Source organism: Pseudomonas sp. S2_B07, from assembly GCF_054668435.1.
Window position 1 is genome coordinate 6,348,623 of sequence record NZ_CP162769.1, and the last position, 25,738, is coordinate 6,374,360.

24 protein-coding genes are annotated in these 25,738 nt (G+C 57.6%); 9 read left to right on the plus strand and 15 right to left on the minus strand.

What is annotated here, in order from left to right; genetic code table 11:
• The first annotated feature begins 57 nt into the window (after positions 1 to 57).
• Positions 58 to 624, plus strand: a complete 567-nt coding sequence (locus AB4N43_RS29170) for a M15 family metallopeptidase (protein WP_410922962.1) — start codon at positions 58 to 60, stop codon at positions 622 to 624.
• A gap of 5 nt (positions 625 to 629) precedes the next feature.
• Here the strand turns inward: AB4N43_RS29170 and AB4N43_RS29175 are convergent, their stop codons facing one another.
• Positions 630 to 1,700, minus strand: a complete 1,071-nt coding sequence (locus AB4N43_RS29175; protein ID WP_460152558.1) for a Gfo/Idh/MocA family protein — start codon at positions 1,698 to 1,700, stop codon at positions 630 to 632.
• 224 nt (positions 1,701 to 1,924) lie between these two features.
• Between AB4N43_RS29175 and AB4N43_RS29180 the strand changes: the two genes are divergently transcribed.
• On the plus strand, positions 1,925 to 3,145 hold the full coding sequence (locus AB4N43_RS29180; protein ID WP_460152559.1) for an MFS transporter: 1,221 nt from the start codon (positions 1,925 to 1,927) through the stop codon (positions 3,143 to 3,145).
• 2 nt (positions 3,146 to 3,147) lie between these two features.
• Here the strand turns inward: AB4N43_RS29180 and AB4N43_RS29185 are convergent, their stop codons facing one another.
• From AB4N43_RS29185 to AB4N43_RS29195, 3 genes are all read right to left on the minus strand, one after another.
• Positions 3,148 to 4,035, minus strand: a complete 888-nt coding sequence (locus AB4N43_RS29185; protein WP_027926072.1) for a LysR family transcriptional regulator — start codon at positions 4,033 to 4,035, stop codon at positions 3,148 to 3,150.
• 206 nt (positions 4,036 to 4,241) lie between these two features.
• Positions 4,242 to 5,348 (minus strand): alkene reductase, encoded by a 1,107-nt coding sequence (locus AB4N43_RS29190; protein WP_460152561.1) that lies wholly within the window; start codon positions 5,346 to 5,348, stop codon positions 4,242 to 4,244.
• A gap of 214 nt (positions 5,349 to 5,562) precedes the next feature.
• Positions 5,563 to 6,003, minus strand: a complete 441-nt coding sequence (locus tag AB4N43_RS29195) for a hotdog fold domain-containing protein (RefSeq protein WP_027926074.1) — start codon at positions 6,001 to 6,003, stop codon at positions 5,563 to 5,565.
• Between the two features lie 163 nt (positions 6,004 to 6,166).
• On the opposite strand from AB4N43_RS29195, the gene AB4N43_RS29200 reads away from it, so the two are divergent.
• The 4 genes from AB4N43_RS29200 (at position 6,167) to AB4N43_RS29215 (ending at position 10,225) form a co-directional block, all read left to right on the plus strand.
• A complete protein-coding gene (locus tag AB4N43_RS29200) occupies positions 6,167 to 6,802 on the plus strand; it encodes a TetR/AcrR family transcriptional regulator (protein WP_027926075.1) in 636 nt (211 codons plus the stop codon).
• Positions 6,803 to 6,827: 25 nt separating this feature from the next.
• Entirely contained in the window at positions 6,828 to 7,538 is a 711-nt protein-coding gene (locus AB4N43_RS29205; protein ID WP_059182757.1) for a GNAT family N-acetyltransferase, read from the plus strand.
• Positions 7,539 to 7,856: 318 nt separating this feature from the next.
• Entirely contained in the window at positions 7,857 to 9,503 is a 1,647-nt protein-coding gene (gene mqo / locus AB4N43_RS29210) for a malate dehydrogenase (quinone) (protein WP_410922740.1), read from the plus strand.
• A 350-nt stretch (positions 9,504 to 9,853) separates the two neighbouring features.
• Complete coding sequence (locus AB4N43_RS29215; RefSeq protein ID WP_059182759.1) at positions 9,854 to 10,225, plus strand: DUF6632 domain-containing protein; 372 nt, start codon at positions 9,854 to 9,856, stop codon at positions 10,223 to 10,225.
• A 146-nt stretch (positions 10,226 to 10,371) separates the two neighbouring features.
• Here AB4N43_RS29215 and AB4N43_RS29220 read toward each other — a convergent pair whose 3' ends face one another.
• The 5 genes from AB4N43_RS29220 to AB4N43_RS29240 all read right to left on the minus strand — a co-directional run bounded on the left by AB4N43_RS29220 (position 10,372) and on the right by AB4N43_RS29240 (position 14,889).
• Entirely contained in the window at positions 10,372 to 10,779 is a 408-nt protein-coding gene (locus tag AB4N43_RS29220; protein ID WP_155953754.1) for a hypothetical protein, read from the minus strand.
• Positions 10,780 to 11,046: 267 nt separating this feature from the next.
• Positions 11,047 to 11,676 carry a LysE family translocator gene (locus tag AB4N43_RS29225; protein ID WP_194940242.1) on the minus strand — a complete coding sequence of 210 codons (630 nt, stop codon included), beginning with the start codon at positions 11,674 to 11,676 and terminating at the stop codon, positions 11,047 to 11,049.
• Between the two features lie 244 nt (positions 11,677 to 11,920).
• A complete protein-coding gene (locus tag AB4N43_RS29230; RefSeq protein ID WP_059182760.1) occupies positions 11,921 to 12,403 on the minus strand; it encodes a hypothetical protein in 483 nt (160 codons plus the stop codon).
• A gap of 281 nt (positions 12,404 to 12,684) precedes the next feature.
• On the minus strand, positions 12,685 to 13,251 hold the full coding sequence (locus AB4N43_RS29235; RefSeq protein WP_027926082.1) for a DJ-1/PfpI family protein: 567 nt from the start codon (positions 13,249 to 13,251) through the stop codon (positions 12,685 to 12,687).
• A gap of 264 nt (positions 13,252 to 13,515) precedes the next feature.
• Positions 13,516 to 14,889: a transposase gene (locus tag AB4N43_RS29240; protein ID WP_460152538.1), complete on the minus strand. Its 1,374-nt coding sequence runs from the start codon at positions 14,887 to 14,889 to the stop codon at positions 13,516 to 13,518.
• A 218-nt stretch (positions 14,890 to 15,107) separates the two neighbouring features.
• Between AB4N43_RS29240 and AB4N43_RS29245 the strand changes: the two genes are divergently transcribed.
• Together AB4N43_RS29245 and AB4N43_RS29250 are read left to right on the plus strand one after the other, a co-directional pair.
• Positions 15,108 to 15,479, plus strand: a complete 372-nt coding sequence (locus AB4N43_RS29245; RefSeq protein ID WP_460152566.1) for an immunity protein Imm33 domain-containing protein — start codon at positions 15,108 to 15,110, stop codon at positions 15,477 to 15,479.
• A gap of 508 nt (positions 15,480 to 15,987) precedes the next feature.
• The gene (locus AB4N43_RS29250; protein ID WP_460152568.1) at positions 15,988 to 17,361 is read left to right on the plus strand and encodes a transposase; all 1,374 of its coding nucleotides are present in this window, start codon (positions 15,988 to 15,990) and stop codon (positions 17,359 to 17,361) included.
• Positions 17,362 to 17,570: 209 nt separating this feature from the next.
• Here AB4N43_RS29250 and AB4N43_RS29255 read toward each other — a convergent pair whose 3' ends face one another.
• The 5 genes from AB4N43_RS29255 to AB4N43_RS29275 form a co-directional block, all read right to left on the minus strand.
• On the minus strand, positions 17,571 to 18,119 hold the full coding sequence (locus AB4N43_RS29255; protein ID WP_059182762.1) for a hypothetical protein: 549 nt from the start codon (positions 18,117 to 18,119) through the stop codon (positions 17,571 to 17,573).
• Between the two features lie 403 nt (positions 18,120 to 18,522).
• A complete protein-coding gene (tcuC, locus tag AB4N43_RS29260; protein WP_027923556.1) occupies positions 18,523 to 19,824 on the minus strand; it encodes an MFS transporter in 1,302 nt (433 codons plus the stop codon).
• A gap of 47 nt (positions 19,825 to 19,871) precedes the next feature.
• A complete protein-coding gene (gene tcuB / locus AB4N43_RS29265) occupies positions 19,872 to 21,029 on the minus strand; it encodes a tricarballylate utilization 4Fe-4S protein TcuB (protein WP_059182764.1) in 1,158 nt (385 codons plus the stop codon).
• Positions 21,016 to 22,470, minus strand: coding sequence for an FAD-dependent tricarballylate dehydrogenase TcuA (gene tcuA / locus AB4N43_RS29270; RefSeq protein ID WP_027923558.1), 1,455 nt, complete (start codon positions 22,468 to 22,470; stop codon positions 21,016 to 21,018). The genes tcuB and tcuA overlap by 14 nt, the downstream gene beginning before the upstream one ends.
• Positions 22,471 to 22,637: 167 nt before the next feature.
• Complete coding sequence (locus AB4N43_RS29275) at positions 22,638 to 23,573, minus strand: LysR family transcriptional regulator (RefSeq protein WP_027923559.1); 936 nt, start codon at positions 23,571 to 23,573, stop codon at positions 22,638 to 22,640.
• A 467-nt stretch (positions 23,574 to 24,040) separates the two neighbouring features.
• On the opposite strand from AB4N43_RS29275, the gene AB4N43_RS29280 reads away from it, so the two are divergent.
• A complete protein-coding gene (locus AB4N43_RS29280) occupies positions 24,041 to 24,946 on the plus strand; it encodes a LysR family transcriptional regulator (protein WP_027923560.1) in 906 nt (301 codons plus the stop codon).
• On the opposite strand, the gene AB4N43_RS29285 is transcribed toward AB4N43_RS29280, so the two are convergent.
• Positions 24,936 to 25,712: a substrate-binding domain-containing protein gene (locus tag AB4N43_RS29285; protein ID WP_027923561.1), complete on the minus strand. Its 777-nt coding sequence runs from the start codon at positions 25,710 to 25,712 to the stop codon at positions 24,936 to 24,938. The genes AB4N43_RS29280 and AB4N43_RS29285 overlap by 11 nt on opposite strands.
• Positions 25,713 to 25,738: the final 26 nt, after the last annotated feature.

Below are 25,738 nucleotides of genomic sequence, written 5' to 3' on the forward strand. Positions count from 1 at the left end.
GACCTGAAATGCCTACTTAACCGTGATCCGGCCAGTGGCCGTGAATGTGAGGCTGATATGGACTACCTGGAACTGATTGCACTTCCCCCCAAAGATACGTTCAACAAAGGACTGACATCCCCCAGAAATGCCGACATGCTTGGGTTTTTCGGGCATCCCGTGGTGGGTGGTCAATATGACCCCAAGGGAAAATGCAAGGCGCCGGACAATCCTGATTTCAAGAAGAGGCTTGAAACCCGCAATGTAGGACCGTTAAAAGTCACAGGACTCAAGCCCGCCCTGGACTCACTGGTGAGCATTTTTTCGCGGGTAAACCTTGAAGTCCCGGACCTCTATGCGATTTTGAAAACACAGGGAATGCTGTGTTCCAGATACACCAAAATCAATGGAAGAATCGGCCCTTCGATCTCGAACCATTCGTGGGGGACGGCACTCGATGTGCAACTTGAATCGGACCTCGACCCCCAGGGGGATGGCAAGATTCAGCGCGGTTTGTTGATCCTTTCCACTTACTTCAACTCAGCAGGTTGGTACTGGGGCGCTGCTTTTCCAGTCGAGGATGGGATGCATTTTGAGGTCTCGAAGGGGCTGCTCGCCAATTGGAAGAAGGCCGGTTTGATCTGAGTCTTTTACTTGGCCGCATCCAACAACCGATGCAAGCGCACCGCCTCTTCAAACGTCGCCGCACCATGGCTGCCGTCGACCACGTCTTGCGCATACACGTAATACAGCTCAGCCAGTTCCAGCACCGCCGAAGGCAATGTCGACTCGGGCAGACGCTGATAGCTGGCTGGCAGTGGCAGTGCTTCCAGTGCCAGATTGTCGCCGTGGGCACCTTCGATCACGTAATCATCGCCGACGTCGCCAAATGCCGAACGGTTGGTGATTTTCAGGTCGCCCTGGTCGCCGGTGATGTCGATCTGCACGCCTGAGCCGTTGCGTTTGCCGCCCTCGATGTGGATCGAAATCACGCCGCCGTCTTCAAGCATGCCGCTGAGTACGAGCTGATCGGGGGCGGTGCTGTCCAGCACTTCGCCGGTTTCCTTGATGGTCACTTTCGGGAACTGATTGACCATCAACCCTGAGACGCTCACGGGCCAACCGGTGGCGGTGAAGAGCATGTCGAGGAAGTGTCCGGCGTAGATGGCGATGACGCTGGAGAAGTTTTCCTCGGGGGCGGTCCAGCGCAGGGCGTTGGGGCGCAGGGCCTGGAAGTAATTCATGCTGACGTGCATGCGCACGGAGCGCACCTTGCCGACGTAGCCTTGTTGCAGCAGGTCTTGCAGGTAGCGGTTGTGCGGCGCGTGGCGGCGTTGCAGGCCGACGATGTGGCGCACGCCGGCATCCTTGGCCAGGTGCAGCAGTTGTTCGGAGTCTGCGGTGGTGGTGGTCAACGGCCATTCGCAGTAGACGTCTTTGCCGGCGGCGATGGCGGCACGCACGGTTTTTTCGTGTTGCGGGGCGGTGTTGAGCACCACGACCAGGTCGACTTTAGGGTTGTTGACCAACGCGTCAACCGAGTCGGCGACCTGGCTGATGGCGTACTCGCTGGCCGCGGCTTCGGCGCGTTCGCGGCGTTCGCTGTACACCGCTTGCAGGTGATATTGCGGCAGCAGATTAAGTACGCGCAGATGGCCGTGGCGAGCCCAGTTGCCGACGCCGATGATGCCGACGCGAATAGGGGAGTGTGCAGTTGTCATGGGAAGGTCCTCGTAGGGTTTGGTTGACGAGGTGAAGTCTAGGGAGCGCCGCCCTGCGGAAAAACCGGCCAAAGGGCCGAACACTGCGGACAGGAAAGGCGCTAATGGCCTGCACGCTTGTGCGATTGCGGAACGATTGATCCGCAGTGATCGGAGCCGTGCACCATTTTTCCGCAGGGCTCGGATACCTAGCATGGCGCCACTCATTCCTGTGGAGCTTTGCCATGAACGATCTGTCTGCATCACCGGCCACCGCTGCGCACGCGCCAGCGGAGCCGTCCTCCTGGCGCGACTGGCTGTCGGTGTACGCGGTGGCCCTGGGCGCTTTTGCCTTTGTCACCACCGAATACCTGCCGGTCGGCGTCTTGCCGCAAATTGCCAATAGCCTGGGCATCACCGATGGGGTCGCGGGGTTGATGGTCACCGTGCCGGGCATGGTGGCGGCGGTGTCGGCGCCGGCGATCATGCTCGGCGCGGGGCGCATGAATCGGCGACATTTATTGCTGTTGTTGACCCTGTTGCTGGTGGCGTCCAACGCTGTTTCGGCGTTGGCGCCGTCGTTGTCGATCATGTTGGTGGGGCGCGGCTTGTTGGGGGTGGCGCTGGGTGGATTCTGGGCGGTGGCGATTGCGGCTGCCGGGCGTTTGGTCAGCGAGTCAAAAGCGGCGAAAGCGACGGCGCTGATTTTTGCCGGGATTACCCTGGCGACGGTGTTCGGTGTGCCGTTTGGTACGTTTGTCAGCACGCTGTTTTCGTGGCGGATGTCGTTTGCCGTGACCGCGGGATTGGCGTTGCTGGCACTGGCGGCTCAATGGCTGACGCTGCCCTCGCTGCCGTCCCGCGAGGGCTTGCAGGTGCGCGCCTTGTTGGCGTTTCTGTCGCGCAGCAATGCCCGTCGCAGCATGCTGCTGCTCGGCACAGTGGTCGCCGCGCACTTCACGGCGTACACCTACATTGCGCCGTTCCTGGGGCATGACGCCGGTTTTTCGCCGAGCGCGATCACCGCGATTCTGCTCGGATTTGGCCTGGTCGGCATGTTGGCGAACTTCGCCATGGCCGGGAGCATCACCACGCACTTGCGTGCGTCGCTGGGCGCCGTGGTGTTGCTGATGGTGATCGCGCAATTGGCATTGCCCGGGTTGCAGGATTGGGGCGTGACGTTGGCGGTGTTGGTGTGGGGTGTTGCCTACGGCGCAATTCCTCTGGGCGTGAGCAGTTGGATGCAACTGACGTCGCCGCAATTGCCGGAAGCCAGTTCCGCGATGTTGGTGACCACGTTTCAGGTGGCGATTGCTTCGGGTTCGCTGTTTGGCGGCTTGATGGTTGATCACGCCGGCGTGTCTTCAGCGTTGTGGCTGGGCGCGGCCATCGGTGTGCTCGGTTTGGCGGTGATGCTCAGTTTCGGTCTCGGCAAAGCGCCGATTGCCGAGGCGCTGCAACGCTGATTTCAGGCTTTGAGAATGTTGTCCTTGAAGTAGTCGATCAACACTCGCAACCTCGGTGCCGTCTGCTTCGACGCAGGCCAGAGCATCCACAGGTTGCCGGTGTGGTCGGTGTAGTCCTCCAGCACCACCTTCAGCCTGCCGTCGGCCAACGGCTGACGGATTGAAAAATCCGGCAGGCAGGCAATCCCCACCCCATCAATCGCCAGGTACGTCAGCGGGTCCATCGTGGTGCAGGTCAATGCCCGCGCCAGGTTCGGCTCGATGTGCGTATCGCCGACGCGCAGTGGCCAACGCTCGATCATCCCGGTGGCCGGAAATTTGTGCAGCAGGCACACGTGGCGGATCAAATCGTCCGGGTGCACCGGGTCGCCATGGCGCTCCAGATACGCTGGCGACGCCACCAACTGCAATTGATAACCCCCCAACTTGCGCGCCATCAGCCGCGAATCCTGCGGCGCGCCCGTGCGGATCACCGCGTCGAACCCTTCCTCGATCACGTCCACCATGCGGTCGGACATGTCCACGTCCAGCTCGATGTCCGGGTAGGCACGCATGAACCCGGCCAGCACCGGCATGATCAACACGTTCTGGATCGGCACGCTGATGCGCACCTTGCCGCGCGGGGTGGCGGACAACTCCAGCAACTCCATTTCCGCCGCTTCCACTTCACTGAGGATGCGTTTGCAACGGTCCAGAAACAGTTCGCCTTCGGTGGTCAGGGTGACGCTGCGGGTGCTGCGATGAAACAGCCGCACGCCCAGGCGCTCCTCCATGCGCGCCACGCTTTTGCCGACGGCGGAGGAGGAAATCTCCAGCAGGCGACCGGCTTCGGTAAAGCTGCGGGTTTCGGCCACATGAATGAAGGCCGTGATGCCGCTGAGGCTGTCCATCATTTGAGGTGTGCTCGGTGCTGGGAGAGGGTCAAGGCAGAGTAGAGGCGGGCGGGGGAATTGGGAAGGGAAGTCTCGGGAACGGAGGTGCGGCTAATCGCGTTCAGGCTCACTCCTGCATTTGATCTACGGTGAACACTCATTTTGTGTCCGACGGAGATCAAATGTGGGAGCGAGCAATGGCGGTCTTACATTCAGCGCAAAGTTCAGGCGCTTTGTTGGTAGAACGGATAGTCAGTAAACCCAACCTCAGTACCACCGTAGAACGTGTCGCGGTCGTAAGCATTCAACGGCCGATCATGGCGAATACGTTCCGGCAAGTCCGGGTTGGCGATGAAGTCGCGACCGAATGCCACGAGGTCGGCATCACCCGCTTGCAGAATCTGCTCGGCCGATGCAGCGGTGAAGCCACCGGCGGCGATGATCAGGCCGTCGTAGTGCTTGCGAATCAACTGCGAAGCCACCGGGTTCTGGTCCTTGCTCTCATCGATCGAGTTACCCAACACCCGTGGTTCGATCAGGTGCAGGTAGGCCAGTTTCAGCGTGGCCAATTGTTCGGCGACGTAGACGAACAGCGCTTCAGGATCGCTGTCTTTCATGTCGCCGAAGTTGCCGCTTGGGCCCAGGCGGACCGCAACGCGCTCGCTGCCCCACACCGAAATCACGGCACGGGTGATGTCCATCAGGACACGCGAGCGCTTGGCGATGGTGCCGCCGTAGGCGTCAGTGCGACGGTTGCTGCCGTCCTGCAGGAACTGGTCAATCAGGTAGCCGTTGGCGCCATGGACTTCCACGCCGTCAAAACCGGCTTCCAGCCCGCGTTGTGCAGCGCTGCGGAAATCTTCGACCAGTGCCACCACTTCCGCTTCAGTCAGTGCGCGGTGGGGTGTGCTGGCAACCCAGCCGCTGGCAGTGTAGGCGACGCCATCGTATTCGACGGCCGACGGGGCGACCGGTTGCGCGCCATCAGGCTGCATGTCGCTGTGGGACTGGCGACCGGCATGGAACAGTTGCAGGAAGATCTTGCCGCCCTTGGCGTGAACCGCTTCGGTGATGACTTTCCAGCCAGGGATCTGTGCGTCGTTATACAGGCCGGGCGAACCGAGGTAGCCGTTGCCGGTAGTCGAGACCACGGTGGCTTCGGAAATGATCAAGCCGCCGTCAGTGGCCCGTTGCGAGTAGTACTCGGCCATCAAGGCGCCGGGCAGGTCGCCGGGCTCGGAACGCATGCGGGTCAATGGCGCCATGACGACGCGGTGGGTGAGGCTGTGTTGACCGATGTTGATCGGCGAAAGCAGGGTTGGGTGATTCATGGTGACCTCCAGTAAGTGTCTGGACGCCACCTTAGGGCAGTGGTGAAAGCAGAAAAACAGGCCAACGATCCGCACTCTCTGGACGAATCGGTCCGTAATCGACAGGCGCCCGGTCCGCAATGAGCAGACCGGGCGCCCTCGATAACGCTTTAGTGCGCGGCTATCGGTGCGGTGACCGACTTGCCGAACGCTGAGGTGACCGTGATGGTCGGGCTCAGGCCAGTTTCACATTCATCGTGATCCGCGCCGTAAACACCTTCTTGCCTTCGGCGTCATGAATATCCACCGGGACGATCTTGTCGCCTTCGGTCTGCCAGTCCACCGCTTCACCGTCGGCCACTGCCGTCACGTCGCTCTTGGCCTTGGCCAGATACTCCACAGTCATGCCTTTTGGAATCCAGCGCGCACCCGAGGGGATCGACACGTCAGTCATTGTCCCCGCGGCCAGTTCGGCGGCGTTGCACATCGCAATCGCATGCACGCTGCCCAGGTGGTTGGTGATCTCCCGCTTGAACGGCACCTGGACCGCGGCATACCCCGGGCGCAATTCCGAGATCAGCGGGTTGATGGTGCTGAAGTAGGGCGCCACCTGACAGGCCATTTTGCTGAACGCTTCCGGACCTGCGCTGTTAAACATGCTGAGAAACTGACTCATGTTGAAGCCTCACTGACAGTTGGTTTTACAGAACGATGTTCCGTAACAGAATAATGTTCTGTGACGGAACAGTATTCTGTCGCGGTGAAATCTGTCAACCTAACGGTGCTTACTCATGGGCAGTGCTCTGCCTTGTCATGGATTTACTCGGCCTGTGTCCCGCATGGAAACTCCAGATTTACTCGAACGCTGCTACCCCGGCAGAAGAGCCGAACTCAAGCGCGATATCTTCAGAAAGGCCCTGGCCCTGTTTAACGACCTGGGGGTCGAAGCCACGACCATCGAAATGATCCGCGCCGAGTGCGACACCAGCGTCGGCGCGATCTACCACCATTTCGGCAACAAGGAAGGCTTGGTGGCGGCGCTGTTTTTCACCGCGCTGGACGATCAGGCCCAGCTTCGCGACCGCTACCTGGCCGAAGCGCAGACGACCGAGGAGGGCGTGCATGCGCTGGTGCACAGCTACGTCGACTGGGTCGACAGCCAGCCTGAATGGGCGCGGTTCCAGTACCACGCACGGTTCGCCATCACCAAAGGCCCGTTCAAGGACGAGCTCGCGAGCCGCAACAAAACCCGTAATCACACACTCGGCGAATGGCTGGCAGCGCCCGGCCGGCGCGATGAATTGCGCGCGGTGCCGGGTGAACTGTTGCTGTCACTGATCATCGGCCAGGCCGACAGTTACTGCCGCGCGTGGTTGTCGGGGAGAGTGAAGGGCAGTCCCAAGGCCTACCGCGAACTGCTGGCGCAAGCCGCGTGGCGCTCAATCTGTGACAATAGCCTGGCCGATGCCCAGTAAGTCTTTTCCCGGAGTCAGAATTTCAATGCCCCAACTCACCCACTTCGCAGCCCCGTGCCCGGAGCACATCAACAGCCAGATCCTGCAACTGGTCGTCGATAACCTGACCGACATCAGCATGGTCGGCATCGGCCCGAGCAACCCGCTGTACAACGTCTACCAATACACGGTCGGCTTCGAAGTGCACCTGTACCTGGAAGCGCTCGACGGGTCCAAGGGGATTGCGGTCGAGTTGATCGTCGCCACCGACGACGAAGACCCGACGAAGGTCATCGGCTTTTTGCTGTACCTGCCGATCAAGGACGATCCGCAGGCGTGTGGCGTGGCCTACATGGCGGTCGACGTCGGCCATCGTCGCCAAGGTGTCGCGCGCGCCATGCTGCAAGACATGATCAAGCGTTACCCGCACGCCGAATTGACCTGCGCCGTGGCCAAGGTGCCGTGGTTCGAATCGATGGGTTTTCAGGTGCTGGGCGTGCGCGCTACGCAAGTGCTGATGAACACTCGCGACCACAGCAGCGAAGGCTTGATGGGGTTGCTGGATGTGGCGTCGATCTACAGTTCTCTGGAAGTTCGGCAGATCCATCACTACTTGCTGCAGAAGCACGGCAAGCGCGCAATGATCGATGCCGAGAAGCAGCGCGACCGGCATCTGGACCAAATGACCCGCAACGCCAAGGTGTTTGTGCTGAATCGTTTGGGCCAGAACGCGGCGAACGAGCCTCGTCTGGACTAGACTCACAAGTCCTTTCGGGAGCGCACGGTCGCCGAGCCGTGATATTCTGCGCGCCAACTTGGTTTGACCTAATCAGTTTGCCCGTCTCGCAGACGCGCAAACAGGATCAATGTCGCTCAAGTAGCTGAAGCCAATAATGATAAAAAGTCAGTTCAGTAGGGACATATAACTGAGGTCGATGGAGACACATCGGCCTTGTGTGCCCACCCTCCAATCCTCATGCATGAACACCCACGACATCCTGCCTGTATGCCGTGAACCAGGGGTTTTTGATGTGAAGATGGAAGGGCGGATGGCGTTTTATCATAGGTGCTACAGATGTTTAAAAAAATGAACACGGCCCTGCTGGGGCTGGCTTTGTCGATGGGGATCACGTCCGTTCAAGCGGAAGAGGCAAAGAAAGTCGATGTGCTGCTGATTGGCGGCGGCATCATGAGCGCAACGTTGGGTGTGTGGCTCAATGAGCTGGAACCCGGCACCTCGATGGAAATGATCGAGCGTCTCGACGGCGTTGCCCTCGAAAGCTCCAACGGCTGGAACAACGCCGGTACCGGTCACTCCGCCCTGGCCGAGTTGAACTACACCCCGGAAGACGACAAAGGCAACGTACAGATCCCGAAAGCCGTTGAAATCAACGAAGCGTTCCAGATCTCCCGTCAGTTCTGGTCCTGGCAAGTTCAGCAAGGCGTGCTGAAAAATCCGCATTCGTTCATCAACTCCACGCCGCACATGAGCTTTGTGTGGGGCGATGACAACATCAAATTCCTGAAGAAGCGCTACGAAGCCCTGCAAGCGAGCCCGCTGTTCGCCGGCATGCAGTACTCCGAAGACCCGGCTGTGATCAAGAAGTGGGTTCCGCTGATGATGGAAGGGCGCGACCCGAACCAGAAAATCGCGGCCACCTGGACCCCGATCGGCACCGACGTGAACTTTGGCGAGATCACCCGCCAGTTCGTCGCGCACCTGCAAACCACGCCAAAGTTCGACTTGAAGTTGTCTAGCGAAGTGCAAGACATCACCAAGAACGAAGACGGCACCTGGCGCGTCAGCTACAAAAACCTGAAAGACGGCACCAAATCCGAAACCGACGCCAAGTTCGTGTTCATCGGCGCTGGTGGCGGTGCACTGCACCTGCTGCAGAAGTCCGGCATTCCTGAAGCCCAGGAATACGCAGGCTTCCCGGTCGGCGGCTCGTTCCTCGTGACCGAAAACCCGACCATCGCCGAACAACACCTGGCCAAGGCCTACGGCAAAGCCTCCGTCGGCGCACCGCCAATGTCGGTGCCGCACCTGGACACCCGTGTCCTGGACGGCAAGCGCGTCATCCTGTTTGGCCCATTCGCGACCTTCAGCACCAAGTTCCTGAAAGAAGGCTCGTACCTGGACCTGCTGACCACCACGACCACGCACAACGTGTGGCCAATGACCAAGGTCGGCATCAAGGAATACCCACTGGTTGAGTACCTTGCAGGCCAACTGATGCTGTCTGACGAAGACCGCATGAACGCCCTGAAAGAATACTTCCCGAACGCCAAAGCCGAAGACTGGCGCCTGTGGCAAGCCGGCCAGCGCGTGCAAATCATCAAGCGTGATGAAGCCGCTGGTGGCGTGCTGAAGCTGGGTACCGAAATTGTGTCCTCTGCCGACGGCTCGATTGCCGGTCTGCTGGGCGCATCGCCGGGTGCATCGACGGCTGCGCCGATCATGCTGACCGTGCTGCAGAAAGTGTTCAAAGACAAAGTGGCTTCGCCGGCCTGGCAGGAGAAGCTGCACCAGATCGTGCCGAGCTATGGCACTCAGTTGAACGGCAGTCCTGAGAAGGTTGCGCAGGAGTGGGCTTACACTTCCAAGGTGTTGGAACTGACTCCGCCACCGGTGATCCCGCAGTTGGCGGCTCCGGTTGCTGCTCCTGGTGACGCGCCAAAAGCTCCGAAGGCTAATGCTGCTAGTGATATGGCTTTGTAAGTAGAGGCCTTGTCAAAAGCCCACTGAACCGGAGACGGTCAGTGGGCTTTTTTGTGGAGGGTGGTTTTGTGTAAAGGATAGATTCAGATTGTTTGACGGAGCGGCTTTCAGCCAGAAGCAGCCGGTGGACGGAGCGATAGCAAACGAGTAGCTATGCTTGCTCAACTGCCGGAACTGATTGAGCTTTCCGTCCATGGGGTATAAACCCCTTCAGCAGACACCCGACTGTCACAATGCCCGGCCTAGTCGAGGCTAGACGACAGAAAAAGGAATGTTATCCACCAAGCCTGTGAAGGTGTTATCACGCCACTTGGGGGCAATTTAGCGTTAGGCCCAAAGAGGAATTCGTCATGACCGTAGTCGATAGCCTCAGGTATTTGCGCGTCGTTCTGGTTTTGGCGGGCCTCGCGTGCCTTGCTCTCTACCCACTTATGTTGTTCTGGCCGTCCGGCTGGGCCTGGCACGTCGGTCACTCGGACTACCCGATGATGATCGTTGGCATCTACGCCACACTTGGCGTGTTCCTGATCCTGGCCGCACGTGATCCATTAGCCAATCTGAGCCTAATCTGGTTCGCCGTGTGGTCTAGCGCCGTACACGGAGGAATCATGGCCGTCCAGGCGTTCACCCAGCCGGAGCAAATGGGGCACTTGGCAGGTGACGTGCCGGCGCTCTTCATCGTGGCGGCTGCGTTGGCTATCTTGACGCCCCGCTCACAATAAAGGGATGAAGAGGGCGGTCGTGCGTAATGCTCAATTGGCTCCCGGCAGGCATGGCTCATGACTGCGGAAAGTTTGAACCGGTATCTACCATAGCTTCAAAATCGGAAGGCTGTTGGTGTTGGCCGTTTGCTGCCTGTCACTAGTCCTTAAAATAGCCTGGTTATTTCATTCAAGATCCGATCCTGCGTTTCAACACTGGGTCTATGACGATAAGCCACTGCTAAAAATGCAACGCCTTCGTAGTCGCAGCGGATCGAAAAAGTCATCCCTTGACGAAACCCAAAAACGGACCTGTCTCCGGCATCAACAAAATATCTCGCTTTTGTAAGCGCTGATTGAGCGTGCTTCAGGCATTCAGCTTGACTAAGCGAGTGTTGTATCCAGCTGGTAGTGACACGTACAGAAGACGTCTCGCTATCATCGATCGGTGGTCGAGCAATGGCTTTGGCAGGTGTATTGATATTGTCGTTACTGGAACAAGCGGTCAGCCCCATTGAGATAACAGTCAGCAAAAAGCCAAAACGAAGTCTCGAATGTTTAAGTGAGTGTCGCATCGCGGGGCGTTCCTCTGACGATGTGCAATGAATAAAAAATGCCTTGTGATGCCATGCTGCTCGTCTCTGGCGTAGAAACAGACGTTGTTAGCATAGCAGTGGAAAAGTGGCTTTCTGGCAGCCGATCTGCAAGGTCAGCTATTGGCCGGTTGCTGTCTGTCACGAAGGGCAGCAACCGGCCCAAAGCGGAAGTCACGTCTAGGTCACGGTATTCGACGGTGCGGATCGGCAAGGAAGGTATTTGCTAAATCGGTGCGCCTCGACCCTTTAAAGCGGCCGGTTAAGCACAAGTAAACGTGCTGCCAGAGCTGTCATTACCGCAGCGAAACCATAAGCACCAAGGCGTTTAGATATTATTCCTTTGCTGAGGCGCCCATGCAGCCGTCCAGCGCAGAACCCGAGTAGGGAATGGAAGATCAATGCGATCAGCGCAAGCAATAAACCCAAGAACATCAATTGCGAGGTGACGTTGCTGGCACCTACGGTGACGAACTGCGGCAGGAATACCATGAAGAACAACAGCGCCTTGGGGTTTAACAGGCTGTTAAGCGTGGCGCGGGCCACGATCTTCCGAAGCGAAGTTTGTGTAGCTAGAACATCAGTGTCCGTAGGAGGAATCTTCAATGCCTGCCAGGCCAGCCACATCAGATAACAAGCGCCCGCCCACCGTAGCAAATCAAACGCCGGCGCCCAACTCATCACCAGCGCACCGAGACCTGCACTAACCATGACGCTCATCAGCACATCGGCCAGGGTTATTCCCAGTGCTGCGGCGAGGCCGGCGCGCCAGCCGTGGGCAACTGCATGGCTACTGACGATAGCCATGTTAGGGCCAGGCACGATCAGCAACATCAAGGCGGCAGCAATGAACAGGTAGAGGTTAGTGGTGTCCGGCATAGAGCAATACCTCCTTGGGTGAGGAGTGATGCTAACCGGTAGTAGTTAGGCAGAAGCAGGTACAGTGGGGATGGATTTGGCCGCAACAGTATGGTGTAGAGAGGCCCAATCCGTTCGAAGCATGGTGAACCAGGTGATCGCATTCTTTGGTCGCAAGGAGGAGATCGGCAAGTGACCACAGTATTGGCGCAATTGCTAAACGCCAACGTTGAATCGCAATTGTGCAGTGTCTGGTTGGCTAGCGTCACCGATGAGTGAAATGCTGCTGTATGAAGTCGTGATCTACTTCGACCAGTCGAGGGTATCTGCTTTCGTCAAGCGTTTCGCGAAGTCGCCTAGAGTAGCTTGCCTGGTCAAATGCAACTTGGCAGCTGGCGTTGTCAAAGAATGACCTGAGATGGACGAGTGCCTGATCAAATGCGGGGCTTTCAATTCGCAGAAACAGACCTGTCAAATCTTGTTGGTCCGTGAGCTCTCGATACAAGTCGATTGCGAAAATACTGCCTCCGTTATTTTGAGCATGATACACATGCACGTCGCCGTAGCCGTTGTAAAGGTGGGCGAAATACAACTCGTGGAGTTCGAGAATGTTGACGGGGATTTCAAGGGTGGTAAAAACCGCCTGCAGGTCGGCGCTGGGAGTCTTCTGGTCACCTTCCCAGGTTACTAAATCTGACATCGATACGCAGATGTCGAACTCTTTGGCATAGATTTTTTTTTTGGACATTCTCATTTCATCGCTGAGTGTTGGAATTTTTAAGGTTTCGGGACGGTGTAGGCGCTTTCATACCCACCCCACAGTGCTCCGGCTATGCCGCAGTATTGTGGGGTTGCTCTCTCAGGCCAGTTGAATCAAGGGGGCGCAACAATGCGCCGTCTACCGCGAACACTTGCAATCCGTTGTGCTCGCAATCCCATTGATGACCTGTCTGGCGGAACAAGGATTCGACCGGGTCGGCCTGGTGACGCTGACGTGATCGACGTCCAATCAGCGCCGGGACGACGCGATCACGCATGTTCCGCTGCCAACATTGACCTGAATTGGGAAATGCTCTCTGAAGATAGCCCGGCACTTTCAAACACTGCGCAGGTGAAGCTAACGGGGGCGGTGCCTGGAGCAGTAATGATGCGATCCGCCATCACCGCTATTAAGCTGCTTCGGTAAAGCGTGCAGCCTTGATAACTGACCGCATTCTGTAAGAAGTCAGCGCTGTTCGAGGTATGAGGAACCGTATCTAGAAGCCCGGCCCTCGCAAGTGCCAGCGTTCCTCCACAGATACCGGCAAGGGTTGCTCCACTTGAACGGCTGGCATGAAGAAAGTCTCGAATATCCGGCGCTTCTGCACTTTCCCAGACCATTCCTCCAATAACGACGACAACGTCCGGTTTCCAGTCCAGACATTGATGCAAGCTGCTGTCGACCGTTACAGCCAATCCACCTTGTGAACGAAACTCCCCCGTAGCAGGAGCGAAAAACCTAACGTCGATCCCGTAAAAAGGGGAGGCCGTACCCGCAATGAAAGCGTATTCCCAGTCCGCAAAACCGGGTGTCAGTATCAAACCCACGCGTGCCATCAGTCAGAATCCTCCATGAATACCCGTAACATATGACGAGAACAAACAGCCATCAAGGGCTGCTTCGGGTCGAAAGCGGTGAGTCGTGATCGGCAGCTTTCGACCGATTCTGTTGAAAAAGTCGGATTTTCAGATCACCTGAACTCAGGCACAGCCACCACCAGAGAACCTACTCACCACATTGAGTGGTTTCTCGGCCCTTCGTTGACCATTGTTGCTTTGTTATTGGGTTAATTTGAGGTTTTTGGCTTAGTGCAGGCGCACCTATCCCGGGGCAGGCGGCCCTTGGGATGTAAGTTTGGCCAGTCGACGCAGGTTCTGTACCGCAGCCGCCAGTGTGAACTCATCGGTCGCGCCTCTCATGCCACGTAGTCGCAAGCGATCCAATTTCAGGATGCGCTTGAGGTGGGCGAACAACATTTCGACCTTCTTACGTTCGTGGCGAGAGCGCACGTACTCCGGCGTCGCCGCGATGCGTCGAGCCACGTCACGAGCGGCTTCATGAACGCTGCGAGCGATCTTGCGAAACGACGTGTTCGGGCAGCACTTGGCTTTCATCGGACACGTCGCGCAGTCAGTCTGTCTGGATCGGAAGATGATGGTGTTGGCTTTGGTGACGTGCGAACGCTCGTTCTTGAAGGCTCGCCATTCGCTACGTAATGCATTGCCAGCCGGGCAGCAGTATTCCTCAGTCTCTTCATTCCAGCGGAAATCGTTGCTCGAAAAACTGTCGTTCTTGCGTTCGGTTTTGTCCCACACCGGCACATGTGGCTCGATGTCCTTTTCCTCCACCATCCAGGCCAGCATCGGCGCGGTACCGTAAGCGGTGTCGCCAATGAGGCGTTCCGGCTTGATGTCGAACTGCGCCTCAACGCGATCGATCATCGTCTTGGTGCTCTCGACTTCTGCGGTTCGATGAGCCGGTGTGGGTTCCACATCCATGATCACGCCGTGCTCGGTATCGATCAGATAATTCGTGGAGTAAGCGTAGAACGCTGGGCCACCTGGAGCTGCGGTCCAGCGGGCTTGAGGATCAGTCAGCGATAGACGCTTCGGTAGCGTTTCGGCCAGAGCCTCTTCATCGAGTGCCTCAAGATACTCACGCACGGCGCGGGTGCTCAGGGCCGGATCGCTCCAGTTGACCGGTTCATCACCCGGTACACCGCGCTGCCGACTCGCATCCGCTTTGATGATGCTGGCGTCCACGGCAAAGCCTTCGCCCTTGACCAGACCGGCGTCCATGCAACGACGCAGCACTTCATTGAACAGCCAGCGAAACAGATCGCTGTCCCGAAAACGGCCGTGTCGGTTTTTGGAAAAGGTCGAGTGATTGGGGACTTCATCTTCAAGGCTCAATCGGCAGAACCAGCGATACGCCAAGTTCAAATGGGCCTCTTCGCACAACCGCCGCTCTGAGCGTATGCCGTAGCAATAGCCCACGATCAACATGCGGATCATCAATTCAGGATCAATCGACGGGCGCCCAATCGGGCTATAGAAGTCGGCGAGGTGATGGCGCAAATCACTCAGATCGAGACACCGATCAATGCTGCGCAGAAGGTGATTGGCTGGGATGTGATCTTCAAGGTTGAACGAGTAAAACAGTCGCTCCTGCCCACTCGATAACTGTCCCATCATGCTGTGTGATCCCCCGCCGGCCAATGAAGCAATTTTGCCGCAGGCCAGACAGGGGAGCTACTTTTTCAACAGAATCGACCCATTGCAGCCGTTCGCTAAAGACTGAAAATGGTGGATTTCTGCCTGTTATGATTGACCAACATCGACTCCTTCGGGCCAGTCGTTACAGGTAGTAATCGGCCCATACCCACCACCCCAGCCATGAGAGTGCGAACTGTATGGCACCCAAATCTTTGGAGAAAATCGCCATGCGAGTAAGGAAGGAGCAAAGCATTTGTGAATGGCAGGGAGTTGCCCCAGATCGACCACAATCGGGGTCAAAAATCGGAATAGCGTTGGGGACCCTGGGGCTTCAGCCCATAAATGGGTTAAGGGTTAATCCGGAAAACGGTACGAATGGTTGGTACCTGTGGTGCGGTATGGAGTGGTCTGAGGCTGACGATTTTTTTTCACCCCTGCATGTAGAGCACATCACGGACTATCTACCGGAAGTTGTCGGATATCTCGATTTGCCGCCAGGCTATCGTTTTTACATCGACGGCAATAATTTTGAAGACGTTTGGTTTGACGCAGAGTTGGTACGCACCTGACTCGCTTGATGAATTGCCCTGAGTTTTCATAGATACATCGAATGACTACTTCTGGCCGAATCCTGCCTTTCGCGAGAGGCAGGAATCCATAACCCGAAGCGGACTTTCAAGCTTAGTCATCGTGAATTGGTTTTACGAGCAACAGTTCGTAGGTCAAATCGGCTTCATAAAATGTGGTGCACCATTCTTGAAAGCCCGACCGGGGCTCGCACAGTAGACGGATGATGAGTCCGGACTCCGTACTAAAAGTTTCTTTGACGACTGCGATATCCCCAGGCGCCGCATCACGAGCATTTATCCAATCAACATACACAGCCTTCGTAGAATCGACGTGGGTTAGTTTTATGAAGTCGCCTTTGGAAAGTGTCATAGCTGTCTTTAATGCCTCCTACCGATCAGGTAAAAACCTCGTTCGAGTGACTGCTTCTGGCCGATTCTGTTGAAAAAGTAGCTCCCCTGTCTGGCCTGCGGCAAAATTGCTTCATTGGCCGGCGGGGGATCACACAGCATGATGGGACAGTTATCGAGTGGGCAGGAGCGACTGTTTTACTCGTTCAACCTTGAAGATCACATCCCAGCCAATCACCTTCTGCGCAGCATTGATCGGTGTCTCGATCTGAGTGATTTGCGCCATCACCTCGCCGACTTCTATAGCCCGATTGGGCGCCCGTCGATTGATCCTGAATTGATGATCCGCATGTTGATCGTGGGCTATTGCTACGGCATACGCTCAGAGCGGCGGTTGTGCGAAGAGGCCCATTTGAACTTGGCGTATCGCTGGTTCTGCCGATTGAGCCTTGAAGATGAAGTCCCCAATCACTCGACCTTTTCCAAAAACCGACACGGCCGTTTTCGGGACAGCGATCTGTTTCGCTGGCTGTTCAATGAAGTGCTGCGTCGTTGCATGGACGCCGGTCTGGTCAAGGGCGAAGGCTTTGCCGTGGACGCCAGCATCATCAAAGCGGATGCGAGTCGGCAGCGCGGTGTACCGGGTGATGAACCGGTCAACTGGAGCGATCCGGCCCTGAGCACCCGCGCCGTGCGTGAGTATCTTGAGGCACTCGATGAAGAGGCTCTGGCCGAAACGCTACCGAAGCGTCTATCGCTGACTGATCCTCAAGCCCGCTGGACCGCAGCTCCAGGTGGCCCAGCGTTCTACGCTTACTCCACGAATTATCTGATCGATACCGAGCACGGCGTGATCATGGATGTGGAACCCACACCGGCTCATCGAACCGCAGAAGTCGAGAGCACCAAGACGATGATCGATCGCGTTGAGGCGCAGTCCGACATCAAGCCGGAACGCCTCATTGGCGACACCGCTTACGGTACCGCGCCGATGCTGGCCTGGATGGTGGAGGAAAAGGACATCGAGCCACATGTGCCGGTGTGGGACAAAACCGAACGCAAGAACGACAGTTTTTCGAGCAACGATTTCCGCTGGAATGAAGAGACTGAGGAATACTGCTGCCCGGCTGGCAATGCATTACGTAGCGAATGGCGAGCCTTCAAGAACGAGCGTTCGCACGTCACCAAAGCCAACACCATCATCTTCCGATCCAGACAGACTGACTGCGCGACGTGTCCGATGAAAGCCAAGTGCTGCCCGAACACGTCGTTTCGCAAGATCGCTCGCAGCGTTCATGAAGCCGCTCGTGACGTGGCTCGACGCATCGCGGCGACGCCGGAGTACGTGCGCTCTCGCCACGAACGTAAGAAGGTCGAAATGTTGTTCGCCCACCTCAAGCGCATCCTGAAATTGGATCGCTTGCGACTACGTGGCATGAGAGGCGCGACCGATGAGTTCACACTGGCGGCTGCGGTACAGAACCTGCGTCGACTGGCCAAACTTACATCCCAAGGGCCGCCTGCCCCGGGATAGGTGCGCCTGCACTAAGCCAAAAACCTCAAATTAACCCAATAACAAAGCAACAATGGTCAACGAAGGGCCGAGAAACCACTCAATGTGGTGAGTAGGTTCTCTGGTGGTGGCTGTGCCTGAGTTCAGGTGATCTGAAAATCCGACTTTTTCAACAGAATCGGCCGATAGCTGACTTCCACGAATGGCGGCTCTATTGCACAGGGGGACGACTATTTAGCAGGTGATTTCGAGGCCTCCACACGCAAACATTCCGGGGTACGGTATTCGAGGGTTGGCATCGGTGCCCGCAAATCTTTCCCATCGATCCGCTGCAAGCGGCTCAACTGAGTGATGCACTTGTTATCATGCATGTTCAAGGTGACTTCGTATTCAGCGTTGGCTACTGGAATCAGACTAAGGTGCGTCATGCACAACCAGTTTTGGCCGCTGGTGGCGACATGGATATAACCCTCGATGCCCGGCTTGACCTTGATCTCCAGATAGCCTCGGGCTTTGGCCGGTGGCGGAATGATCATGCCCGCACGGCGCAAAGTATCAGGCACGTAAAGGTTGTTGAGCTCCCCTGTCGCTCCTTCGCAGCGCTGGTCGTCAAGATAGTAGAGACGGGCGTTTGGGGCATTGGCAACGAATCTAAGTTTGGCGGCGTCCGGCTCGGTGGCGTCGACGTAAGTGTTCTTGGCCGCACAACCCGCCAGCAAGCTGTAAAAAAGCGCAGCGATGACAATGGCGCCTGTGAAACGAAGCGTGAAAAACGGCATGAACTTCATCCTTGATATACGAAAGCTAGCGCGGGATGCTACTAAGCGGCATTGTTGCTGTCCATTTATGGAATCGCGCGTATGAATCGCCTCTAGTTTTGTTGATACCTCGAAGGGCCGATTTTGGCCGATCGCTGCCTGTCGCGAAGAGCAGCAACCGACCCGATATAGCCGGTCATGGGCCATACGAATAAGCACAAGTCAGATCTCGTACTCCGGTGTTAAATCGACCGCCTCTTGCGCTCTTGGAAAAGCAGCATCTCTGCTTCGGGCCCTTGATCGAGTGGAATCAAGGGCCACCTATTGAGAATTATTCGAAGAATCTGTCTATGCCCATTAAATGGGGTCTTTAGGCTGAATACTTCCCCGGATCGACGCGTGGTAAGCGTCGGCGATCGAAGAACTAAACGGTTCTGACGGCCAAAGGTTTGTGCCGACGATACAGAATTGTCGTCGCCGTGAACCCGCACACCGCCGCGAACATCAGCCAGTAGGCAGGTGATGCCTTATCGCCCGTGGCCTGGACAAGCAGCGTCGAGATTGCCGGGGTAAAACCGCCAAACACCGCGGTGGCCAAACTGAAGGCCAGTGAAAACCCGACGACCCGCACGTTCTGTGGCATGACTTCGGTCAGTGCCGCGACCATGGCGCCGTTGTAAATGCCAAAGAAGAATGAGAAGTACAGCAGAACAGTAAGCAGTCGTTCGAAACTCGCCGCCTCTGCCAGCCAGTGCATGGCGGGATAGGCGGTGAAGATGCACAGCAACGATATCGCCAGCAACAGCGGCCGACGGCCAATGCGGTCGGAGAGGGCGCCGCCGATGGGCAGCCAGATAAAGTTGCTGATACCGACCAGCAGTGTGACCGCCAGGCTGTCGGTGGTGCTCAGGTTCAGTACTGTCCTGCCAAACGTCGGTGTGTAGACCGTTATCAGGTAGAACGTGGTAGTGGTCATAGACGCCAGCAAACCGCCCGCCAGTACGGTGCGCCAGTTGTCACGCATCGAGCGAAACACTTCGCGAGTGGTTGGACGATGGCTGCGAGCAGTGAAGGCAGCGGTTTCTTCCAGTGAGCGGCGAATAATGAAAATGAACGGGATGATCACGCAGCCAATGAAGAACGGAATACGCCATCCCCAATCGGCGATTTCAGCGGCTTGCATCGTGGCATTGATCGTGTAGCCCAACGCGGCCGCGACGACGATCGCCACCTGTTGGCTGGCCGATTGCCAACTGGTGTAGAAACCGGTGTGCCCGGGGGTGGAAATTTCCGCCAGGTACACGGAAACACCGCCCATTTCCGCGCCAGCGGAGAAGCCCTGTAGCAGCCTGCCCAATAACACCAGAATGGGGGCCGCCACGCCGATGGCGGCATAGCCCGGCACCAAGGCGATCAATACGGTACCGGCGGCCATGATCGACAGCGTCACGATCAGCCCCTTGCGACGACCCACCTTGTCGATGTACGCGCCCAGCACAATGGCACCTAACGGACGCATCAGGAATCCGGAGCCGAATACCGCGAAGGTCATCATCAGCGAGGCAAACTCGCTAGTGGCTGGAAAGAAGGTCCGGGAGATGTAGGTCGCGTAGAACCCGAACAGAAAGAAGTCGAACTGCTCGAGAAAGTTACCGCTGGTGACCCGCAATATGGCGCCCAATTTGGACCCCTTGGCTCGGGTTGTTGCCGTTGTCGTTTTCATCATGGCTACCGTTATGCTCACTATTGTTTTTGGAATGAGTGCTTTAACCGTCAGTCGCTGCCGGCGTTGATCGGGTTGGGTTGACGCTTCTCGATGGCGTGTTTGAGCAGCGCTGCGCTGCGGAATATTCCATGGGCGAATTTGCTGTAGGGCATGGTCAAGAAAAACGCCATGACCAGGCCGAGATGAATCGCCAACATCAAGCCCAGGGCGCTGGTTTCACGCAAAGCCAGTAGCGCCAGGCCGCTTGCGCTGACCAGAAACAGCAGCGCGATGAAGCCGCGATCCATGGGTTTTTGGTTCTCATCGCCGTGCGCAGGGTTGCGACGCAGGTTCAGCCAAAGCAGACCCGCCGGGCCGATCAGCAGGCCGATGCCACCGGCAATACCCAACATCACCGGCAAGCTGAAGATCGGATAAGGCGCCGACCACTTCAGCAGATAGTGAAAGAGCGTGGCGACACCGGTGGCGGCGAAGCACAGCATGAAGCCGTAGAAGGTGAGGTGGTGGAATCGGCGTCGCCACAAGGTGAATTGATCGTCGGCATTGTTGCAGCCTTCGCCATGGCCGCCGTCCAGGTATTTGAGCTTCGCGACGTTGGCCGTAGCCTCCAATGCCGCGGACGTTTTCAACGGCAGTGGCGCTGCGACCGGTGAAACGTTGCGCCAGAAGCGCCGTACACCCAGGGTCAGTGCCAGTACCGCAAAGCCGAACACTGAGCCGAACATCAGCGCCAGGGTGTTATGCGGGAAAATCTGGTAGAAATTGCCCCCGGGAATGGCCGTGAACAGATTGCCCATCAGCATCAGGGTCAGGCATAGAAACAAGGCCAGTCCCCCACCGGAAGCCAGTGCCAGGGTCAGGCCGTTGCGCTGATACAACCTGCCCATTACTTGCGGCCAGGCGTATTCGGCGTAGGTATCCAGGCGCACTTTGGCCATGGCTTTGGGTATGTTGACGTCGAATTCGTGTGGGGCGGCGTACTGACAGGCGTGCAGGCACGCGCCGCAGTTATGACACAAGTTCGCCAGGTAATGGATGTCGGCCTGAGTGAATTCCAGGCGCCGGGTCATCGCCGGAAATACCGCGCAAAAGCCTTCGCAATAACGGCAGCTATTGCAGATGGTCATCTGCCGCTGGACTTCACTTTCGTCGAGATTCAACACCGGGATCAACCCGCCCGACGCTTGGGGATCAAACAGTTGCATAGCGAGACTCCGTGTTTGCAGATGAAACGCCAAAGCCCACCGAAGCGGCCGCCTGTACACCGGCGATGCGGCCGAACGCGGTACCGATGGCCATGCCGATGCCGGCGGTGTAGCCCTTGCCCAGAACATTGCCGGCCATCATTTCTCCCGCGACGAACAGGTTGGGGCTCGCTTTGCCGTTGAAATGCACGGCAGCGGTTTCGTCGGTGGCGAGGCCGAGGTAGGTGAACGTGACACCCGGTTTAAGCGGGTAGGCGTAGAAAGGTGGTTTCACCAATGGCCGCGCCCAATGGGTTTTGGCGGGCGTCAGTCCTTGGGTGTGGCAGTCGTCCAACGCCGTGTGATCGAACGTGCCAACGCGGCAGGCGTTGTTGTAGTCCTCGACAGTCTTGACGAATTTTTCTTCAGGCAGCTTCAACTGGCGGGCAAGGTCTTGCAAAGTATTGGCGGTGGTTCCGGGAAAGACCGGCGGCATGAAGCGGCCGATGGCTTGTTGATCGATGATCGAATACGCCTGCTGACCGGGTTGTCCGGCCACCAGACGGCCCCAGATCGCATAACGTTTTGGCCAGAAATCCTCACCTTCGTCGTAGAAGCGTTCGCCATCACGATTGACCACCACACCCAGCGATACGCAGTCGATTCGGGTGCAGATGCCGCCGTCGTAGAGTGGCGCGCGGGCATCAATCGCGACCATGTGTGCTTGCGTCGGATCGCCAATCACATCTGCGCCCAGGTCGAGCATGCGCCGTAGCAAAATGCCGGTGTTGAATCGGGTGCCCCGGATCAGGAAATTGTCCGATGGCCATTCACCGCGTTCGTTCTGACCCCAGGCTTCGCGCAGCCATTCACGGTTGGATTCGAAGCCACCGGCCGCCAACACGCAGGCCCGGGCTTCAATGCGTTCTGCGGCGAAACGCTGACCATCGACCTCATGTTCGCCCACATGGGCGGCGACGAATTTACCGTCGTCCAACTCGATGTCGGTCACTTGCGTGTTGTAGCGAACTTTTACACCCAGGCGCTCGGCGCTGCGGAAATAGGCATTGACCAGCGCTTTGCCGCCGCCCATAAAAAATGCATTGGTCCGCGCCACGTGCAGCGCGCCGGACAGCGGTGGCTGAAAATGCACGCCGTGTGAACGCATCCAGTCGCGGCAAGAGGACGATGCCCGAATGGCAATGCGTGCAAGCTTTTCATCCGTGAGGCCACCGGTAACCTTCAACAGGTCTTGCCAGTATTCTTCTTCCGGATAGGCATCGATCAGCACGTCCTGCGGTTCGTCGTGCATGCACCGCAGGTTACGGGTGTGTTGGGAGTTGCCACCGCGCCAGATTTTCGGAGAGGCTTCCAGCAGCATCACGCTGGCGCCCGCTTCTCGCGCCATCAGAGCGGCGCACAAGGCAGCGTTGCCACCCCCTATGATTAAGACATCGATCATTATCGCTCCTCGATTTGCAAGGAGGCGGGAACGAAGTGCTCCTTGCGAGTGGGGAGAACGATAGGGTGAGCAAGGAGTGGCCGAAAGGCTGTGTTTGACGCGGGGTGTTTAGTTTTTCTAAAGGCTTTGTCGTCAGAAGAGACTAATGGGGCCGGGATGAGGAAGGATCAAGCGTCTACACCTTCTATCCATGTAGCTCCAGGCCACTGTTTGTCGACCACCAGCTGTCGTGCCACATCGACGATGACCAGACGCGTTGCCAGCGCCGCCGGAGAGAGTTCGTCGTCAGCCAGCGTCGCCAGAAGATTACGCCGGCCCACATGGGGATCGGCAATCCTGATCACTGAAAGTCCGGACCCGTCTTTCAATGCAGCGGCCGCCCCCGGTTGTATCGTTGCCGCATGACCTGCCCGAACGGCGTTCATCAAAACAGCGAGACCGTCGACTTCCATAATGACGTTGGGTGTTAGCCCGACCCGCTCGAACGCGCTCATCAATGCCGAGCGCAATCCATGTTGCGCGCTGGGCATCACCAGCGGCAGGCCGCCGAGGTCTGCTAACTGCACGCTATCACCAGAAGGCGCTTGAGGCAGGCTGGGCGAGGCAATGACAAACAGCTTTTCATCCAGCAGCGGAGTCACGCTCCAGCGTTTACCCCCTTCGAGCTGGAACAGGATGGCCAGATCAATTTGCCGTGCGTTGAGCTGCGCCGCCAAGTGGCCGGAAAGCATTTCCACCAAATGCAGTTGTATGTCCGGATAACGCGCACGCATTGCGTTGATCAACGGCAACGCGAGCACCGTTGCCGTAGTCGGCGGTAAACCGACGCTGACATAACCGCTCATTCGCCCGCGATGGGCGGCCATGATTGCGTTTTCCGCCTGGCGTAGCGTCAATTGGGCATGGTGTAAAAACGCAAATCCGGCGCTAGTGGGCGTCACGCCGGTAGAGGTTCGATTCAGGAGGCGGGTGCACAGTTCGCTTTCCAGCTTGGAGATTTGCTGACTGAGGGCTGACACACCAACGTCCAGTTCAAGTGCCGCACGCCCCAGACTGCCAAGCTCGATGATTTTTACGAAATAGCGCAGTTGTCTCAATTCCAATGTGGCGGCTCCTCGCGAATTTGTTATTCAAATACCTGAACGTTCGCCATACAAGTTGCGAAGCCCGAAGAGGCAGTATTCTCGCAGGTTTGGGCTGACCGTTGAGCGCGTGCGCGTTGTCGAGGATGGTAGCAGCTGACCCGAAGCTGTCTCGAGACTGTGGCCACCGACCCTGGATTTCATACCAGGGTGCCTTAGACGGCACTTCGATGGGTTGCTGCTTGTCGGTAAAGGTCGTGTCTAGCGGACCCAACGCTATAGATATCCAGTCTGCGTATTCACCCCGGCTTCGCGACCAGAACAGCGGCGAACCGCACTGGCGCCATATTGATGAATGCTTAGTGCTTGCTGATCGTTGCCAGCGCGTTTCGCACACTGTCTCCAACCCCACAGGAACCTACATTGTGGAATAATTTTTTACATTCATAGGATAAGCTGATCAATCTGTCTGATCCCGAGTGCGCACCATGGCCATAAACTTCGACCTCAACGACCTGCAAGCTTTTCGCGCCGTGGTCGAGCAGGGCAGTTTTCGCAAAGCCGCCGACGCCGTGCGTATCTCTCAGCCTGCGCTGAGCCGGCGCATCGAAAAACTTGAGGACGCCCTCGGAGTACGATTGTTCGAACGCACTACACGCAAGGTCAGCTTGACTCAGGCCGGGCGCGGTTTCATGCCCAGCGTCGAGCGCTTGCTGGACGATCTGGACGTGGCGCTGCTGGGCATCAGCGAAGTCGCTTCGACCCGGCTAGGCCATGTCACGGTGGCCTGCGTGCCCTCGGCAGCGTATTACTTCATGCCGCGCGTGATCGCCCATTACCACCGGCAGTTCCCGAGGATCAAAGTAAAAGTGCTCGACTCCAGCGCCCACGACGTACTCAGCGCCGTCGTCAATGGCGAAGCCGATTTCGGTCTGAGCTTCATGGGTACGCTGGAGACTGAAGTCGAGTTCGAGCCATTGGTGCAGGAAGGTTATGTACTGGCCTGTCGGCGCGATCATCCGTTGGCGGGTCGAACCAGCGTGACCTGGGATGAGTTCTATCAGCAGGATTACATCTCGCTGGACAAGACCTCGGGCAATCGCTTTTTGCTGGATCAGGCGCTGACCGGCATCGTGCCGCAACGGCAGAGCATCTGTGAAACCCGGCATGTGACGACGATGATCGGCTTGGTTGAAGCGGGGTTGGGGGTCGCTGCGGTGCCGCTGATGGCGATGCCGGCAGCGGATCACCCGATTCTGACGCGGGTACCGCTGACCGACCCGCAGGTGATGCGCAGTGTCGGCCTGATCAAGCGCCGGGGTCGCACGTTGACCCCGGCTGCGTTGGAACTGGAACGGCTGGTGGTGGAAATGAAAGTTCAGGTCAGCGACTGACCGAATCCAGCCCGGTGGCCTTGACATCCGGTTGAGCGGCCGAGGACGCCAAGTACTCCAGCAACGCCTTGGCTTCAGCCGGGTGTTGCGCGCCTACGGGAATGCCGGCAGCAAAACGCGTTACCGATTGCACCGACTCTGGAATCTTTGCCACAAAACTTACGCCCGGCACGGGCAGCAATTCGCTGACCTGCTGGAAGCCCAGTTGGTAGTCGCCGGTGGCAACCACCGAACCCACGGGGATTTTCGGGATCATCTTCGATTTGGGTTTGAGTTGGTCTTCAATGCCCAGGCGCTTGAACAACTGATCCTCGATGTACACGCCGCTGGCGCTATCGGAATAGGCGACGGACTTCGCGTCGAGCAAGGTTTTCTTCAGTCCGTCAACGGAGCTGATGTCCGGCTTCGTCGCGCCCTCACGCACTACGAGCCCGATTCGGGAATCAGCCAGTTCAACCCGTGAAGCGGGATCAACTTTGCCTTGCTTGATCAGGTCATCGAGGGCGTAGCCGACCATGATCACTACGTCAGCCTTCTCGCCACGGGCCAAGCGATTGGGGATCGCTTCCGGCGCCTTGCCCATCGATGGGCCAAGGGCGGTGTCCAGCGTGTTGCCGGTGGACGCGGCGAATTTCGGGCCGAGAACTTTGTAGGCCGCGGTGAAACCGCCGGAGGTCATCACGCGGATCTCTTCTGCCTGGGCGACGGAGCTCAGGCCGAGGCTGGCCACCAGGCCGAGGGCGGCGAAATTAAATAGTTTGTTCATGGTCGTGTTCTCACAAAAGGGCAGGT

What these genes read in the sequence shown, in the direction of transcription:
- tcuA (WP_027923558.1), bottom strand. Translation starts at nt 22,470, where the DNA reads ATGATCGATGTCTTAATCATAGGGGGTGGCAACGCTGCCTTGTGCGCC.
- AB4N43_RS29240 (WP_460152538.1), bottom strand. Translation starts at nt 14,889, where the DNA reads ATGATGGGACAGTTATCGAGTGGGCAGGAGCGACTGTTTTACTCGTTC.
- AB4N43_RS29185 (WP_027926072.1), bottom strand. Translation starts at nt 4,035, where the DNA reads ATGGACAGCCTCAGCGGCATCACGGCCTTCATTCATGTGGCCGAAACC.
- AB4N43_RS29205 (WP_059182757.1), top strand. Translation starts at nt 6,828, where the DNA reads ATGCCCCAACTCACCCACTTCGCAGCCCCGTGCCCGGAGCACATCAAC.
- AB4N43_RS29235 (WP_027926082.1), bottom strand. Translation starts at nt 13,251, where the DNA reads ATGGCACGCGTGGGTTTGATACTGACACCCGGTTTTGCGGACTGGGAA.
- AB4N43_RS29170 (WP_410922962.1), top strand. Translation starts at nt 58, where the DNA reads ATGGACTACCTGGAACTGATTGCACTTCCCCCCAAAGATACGTTCAAC.
- AB4N43_RS29175 (WP_460152558.1), bottom strand. Translation starts at nt 1,700, where the DNA reads ATGACAACTGCACACTCCCCTATTCGCGTCGGCATCATCGGCGTCGGC.
- AB4N43_RS29280 (WP_027923560.1), top strand. Translation starts at nt 24,041, where the DNA reads ATGGCCATAAACTTCGACCTCAACGACCTGCAAGCTTTTCGCGCCGTG.
- AB4N43_RS29220 (WP_155953754.1), bottom strand. Translation starts at nt 10,779, where the DNA reads ATGCGACACTCACTTAAACATTCGAGACTTCGTTTTGGCTTTTTGCTG.
- AB4N43_RS29195 (WP_027926074.1), bottom strand. Translation starts at nt 6,003, where the DNA reads ATGAGTCAGTTTCTCAGCATGTTTAACAGCGCAGGTCCGGAAGCGTTC.
- AB4N43_RS29245 (WP_460152566.1), top strand. Translation starts at nt 15,108, where the DNA reads ATGGCACCCAAATCTTTGGAGAAAATCGCCATGCGAGTAAGGAAGGAG.
- AB4N43_RS29225 (WP_194940242.1), bottom strand. Translation starts at nt 11,676, where the DNA reads ATGCCGGACACCACTAACCTCTACCTGTTCATTGCTGCCGCCTTGATG.
- AB4N43_RS29180 (WP_460152559.1), top strand. Translation starts at nt 1,925, where the DNA reads ATGAACGATCTGTCTGCATCACCGGCCACCGCTGCGCACGCGCCAGCG.
- tcuB (WP_059182764.1), bottom strand. Translation starts at nt 21,029, where the DNA reads ATGCAACTGTTTGATCCCCAAGCGTCGGGCGGGTTGATCCCGGTGTTG.
- AB4N43_RS29190 (WP_460152561.1), bottom strand. Translation starts at nt 5,348, where the DNA reads ATGAATCACCCAACCCTGCTTTCGCCGATCAACATCGGTCAACACAGC.
- mqo (WP_410922740.1), top strand. Translation starts at nt 7,857, where the DNA reads ATGTTTAAAAAAATGAACACGGCCCTGCTGGGGCTGGCTTTGTCGATG.
- AB4N43_RS29200 (WP_027926075.1), top strand. Translation starts at nt 6,167, where the DNA reads ATGGAAACTCCAGATTTACTCGAACGCTGCTACCCCGGCAGAAGAGCC.
- AB4N43_RS29285 (WP_027923561.1), bottom strand. Translation starts at nt 25,712, where the DNA reads ATGAACAAACTATTTAATTTCGCCGCCCTCGGCCTGGTGGCCAGCCTC.
- AB4N43_RS29255 (WP_059182762.1), bottom strand. Translation starts at nt 18,119, where the DNA reads ATGCCGTTTTTCACGCTTCGTTTCACAGGCGCCATTGTCATCGCTGCG.
- AB4N43_RS29250 (WP_460152568.1), top strand. Translation starts at nt 15,988, where the DNA reads ATGATGGGACAGTTATCGAGTGGGCAGGAGCGACTGTTTTACTCGTTC.
- tcuC (WP_027923556.1), bottom strand. Translation starts at nt 19,824, where the DNA reads ATGATGAAAACGACAACGGCAACAACCCGAGCCAAGGGGTCCAAATTG.
- AB4N43_RS29215 (WP_059182759.1), top strand. Translation starts at nt 9,854, where the DNA reads ATGACCGTAGTCGATAGCCTCAGGTATTTGCGCGTCGTTCTGGTTTTG.
- AB4N43_RS29230 (WP_059182760.1), bottom strand. Translation starts at nt 12,403, where the DNA reads ATGTCCAAAAAAAAAATCTATGCCAAAGAGTTCGACATCTGCGTATCG.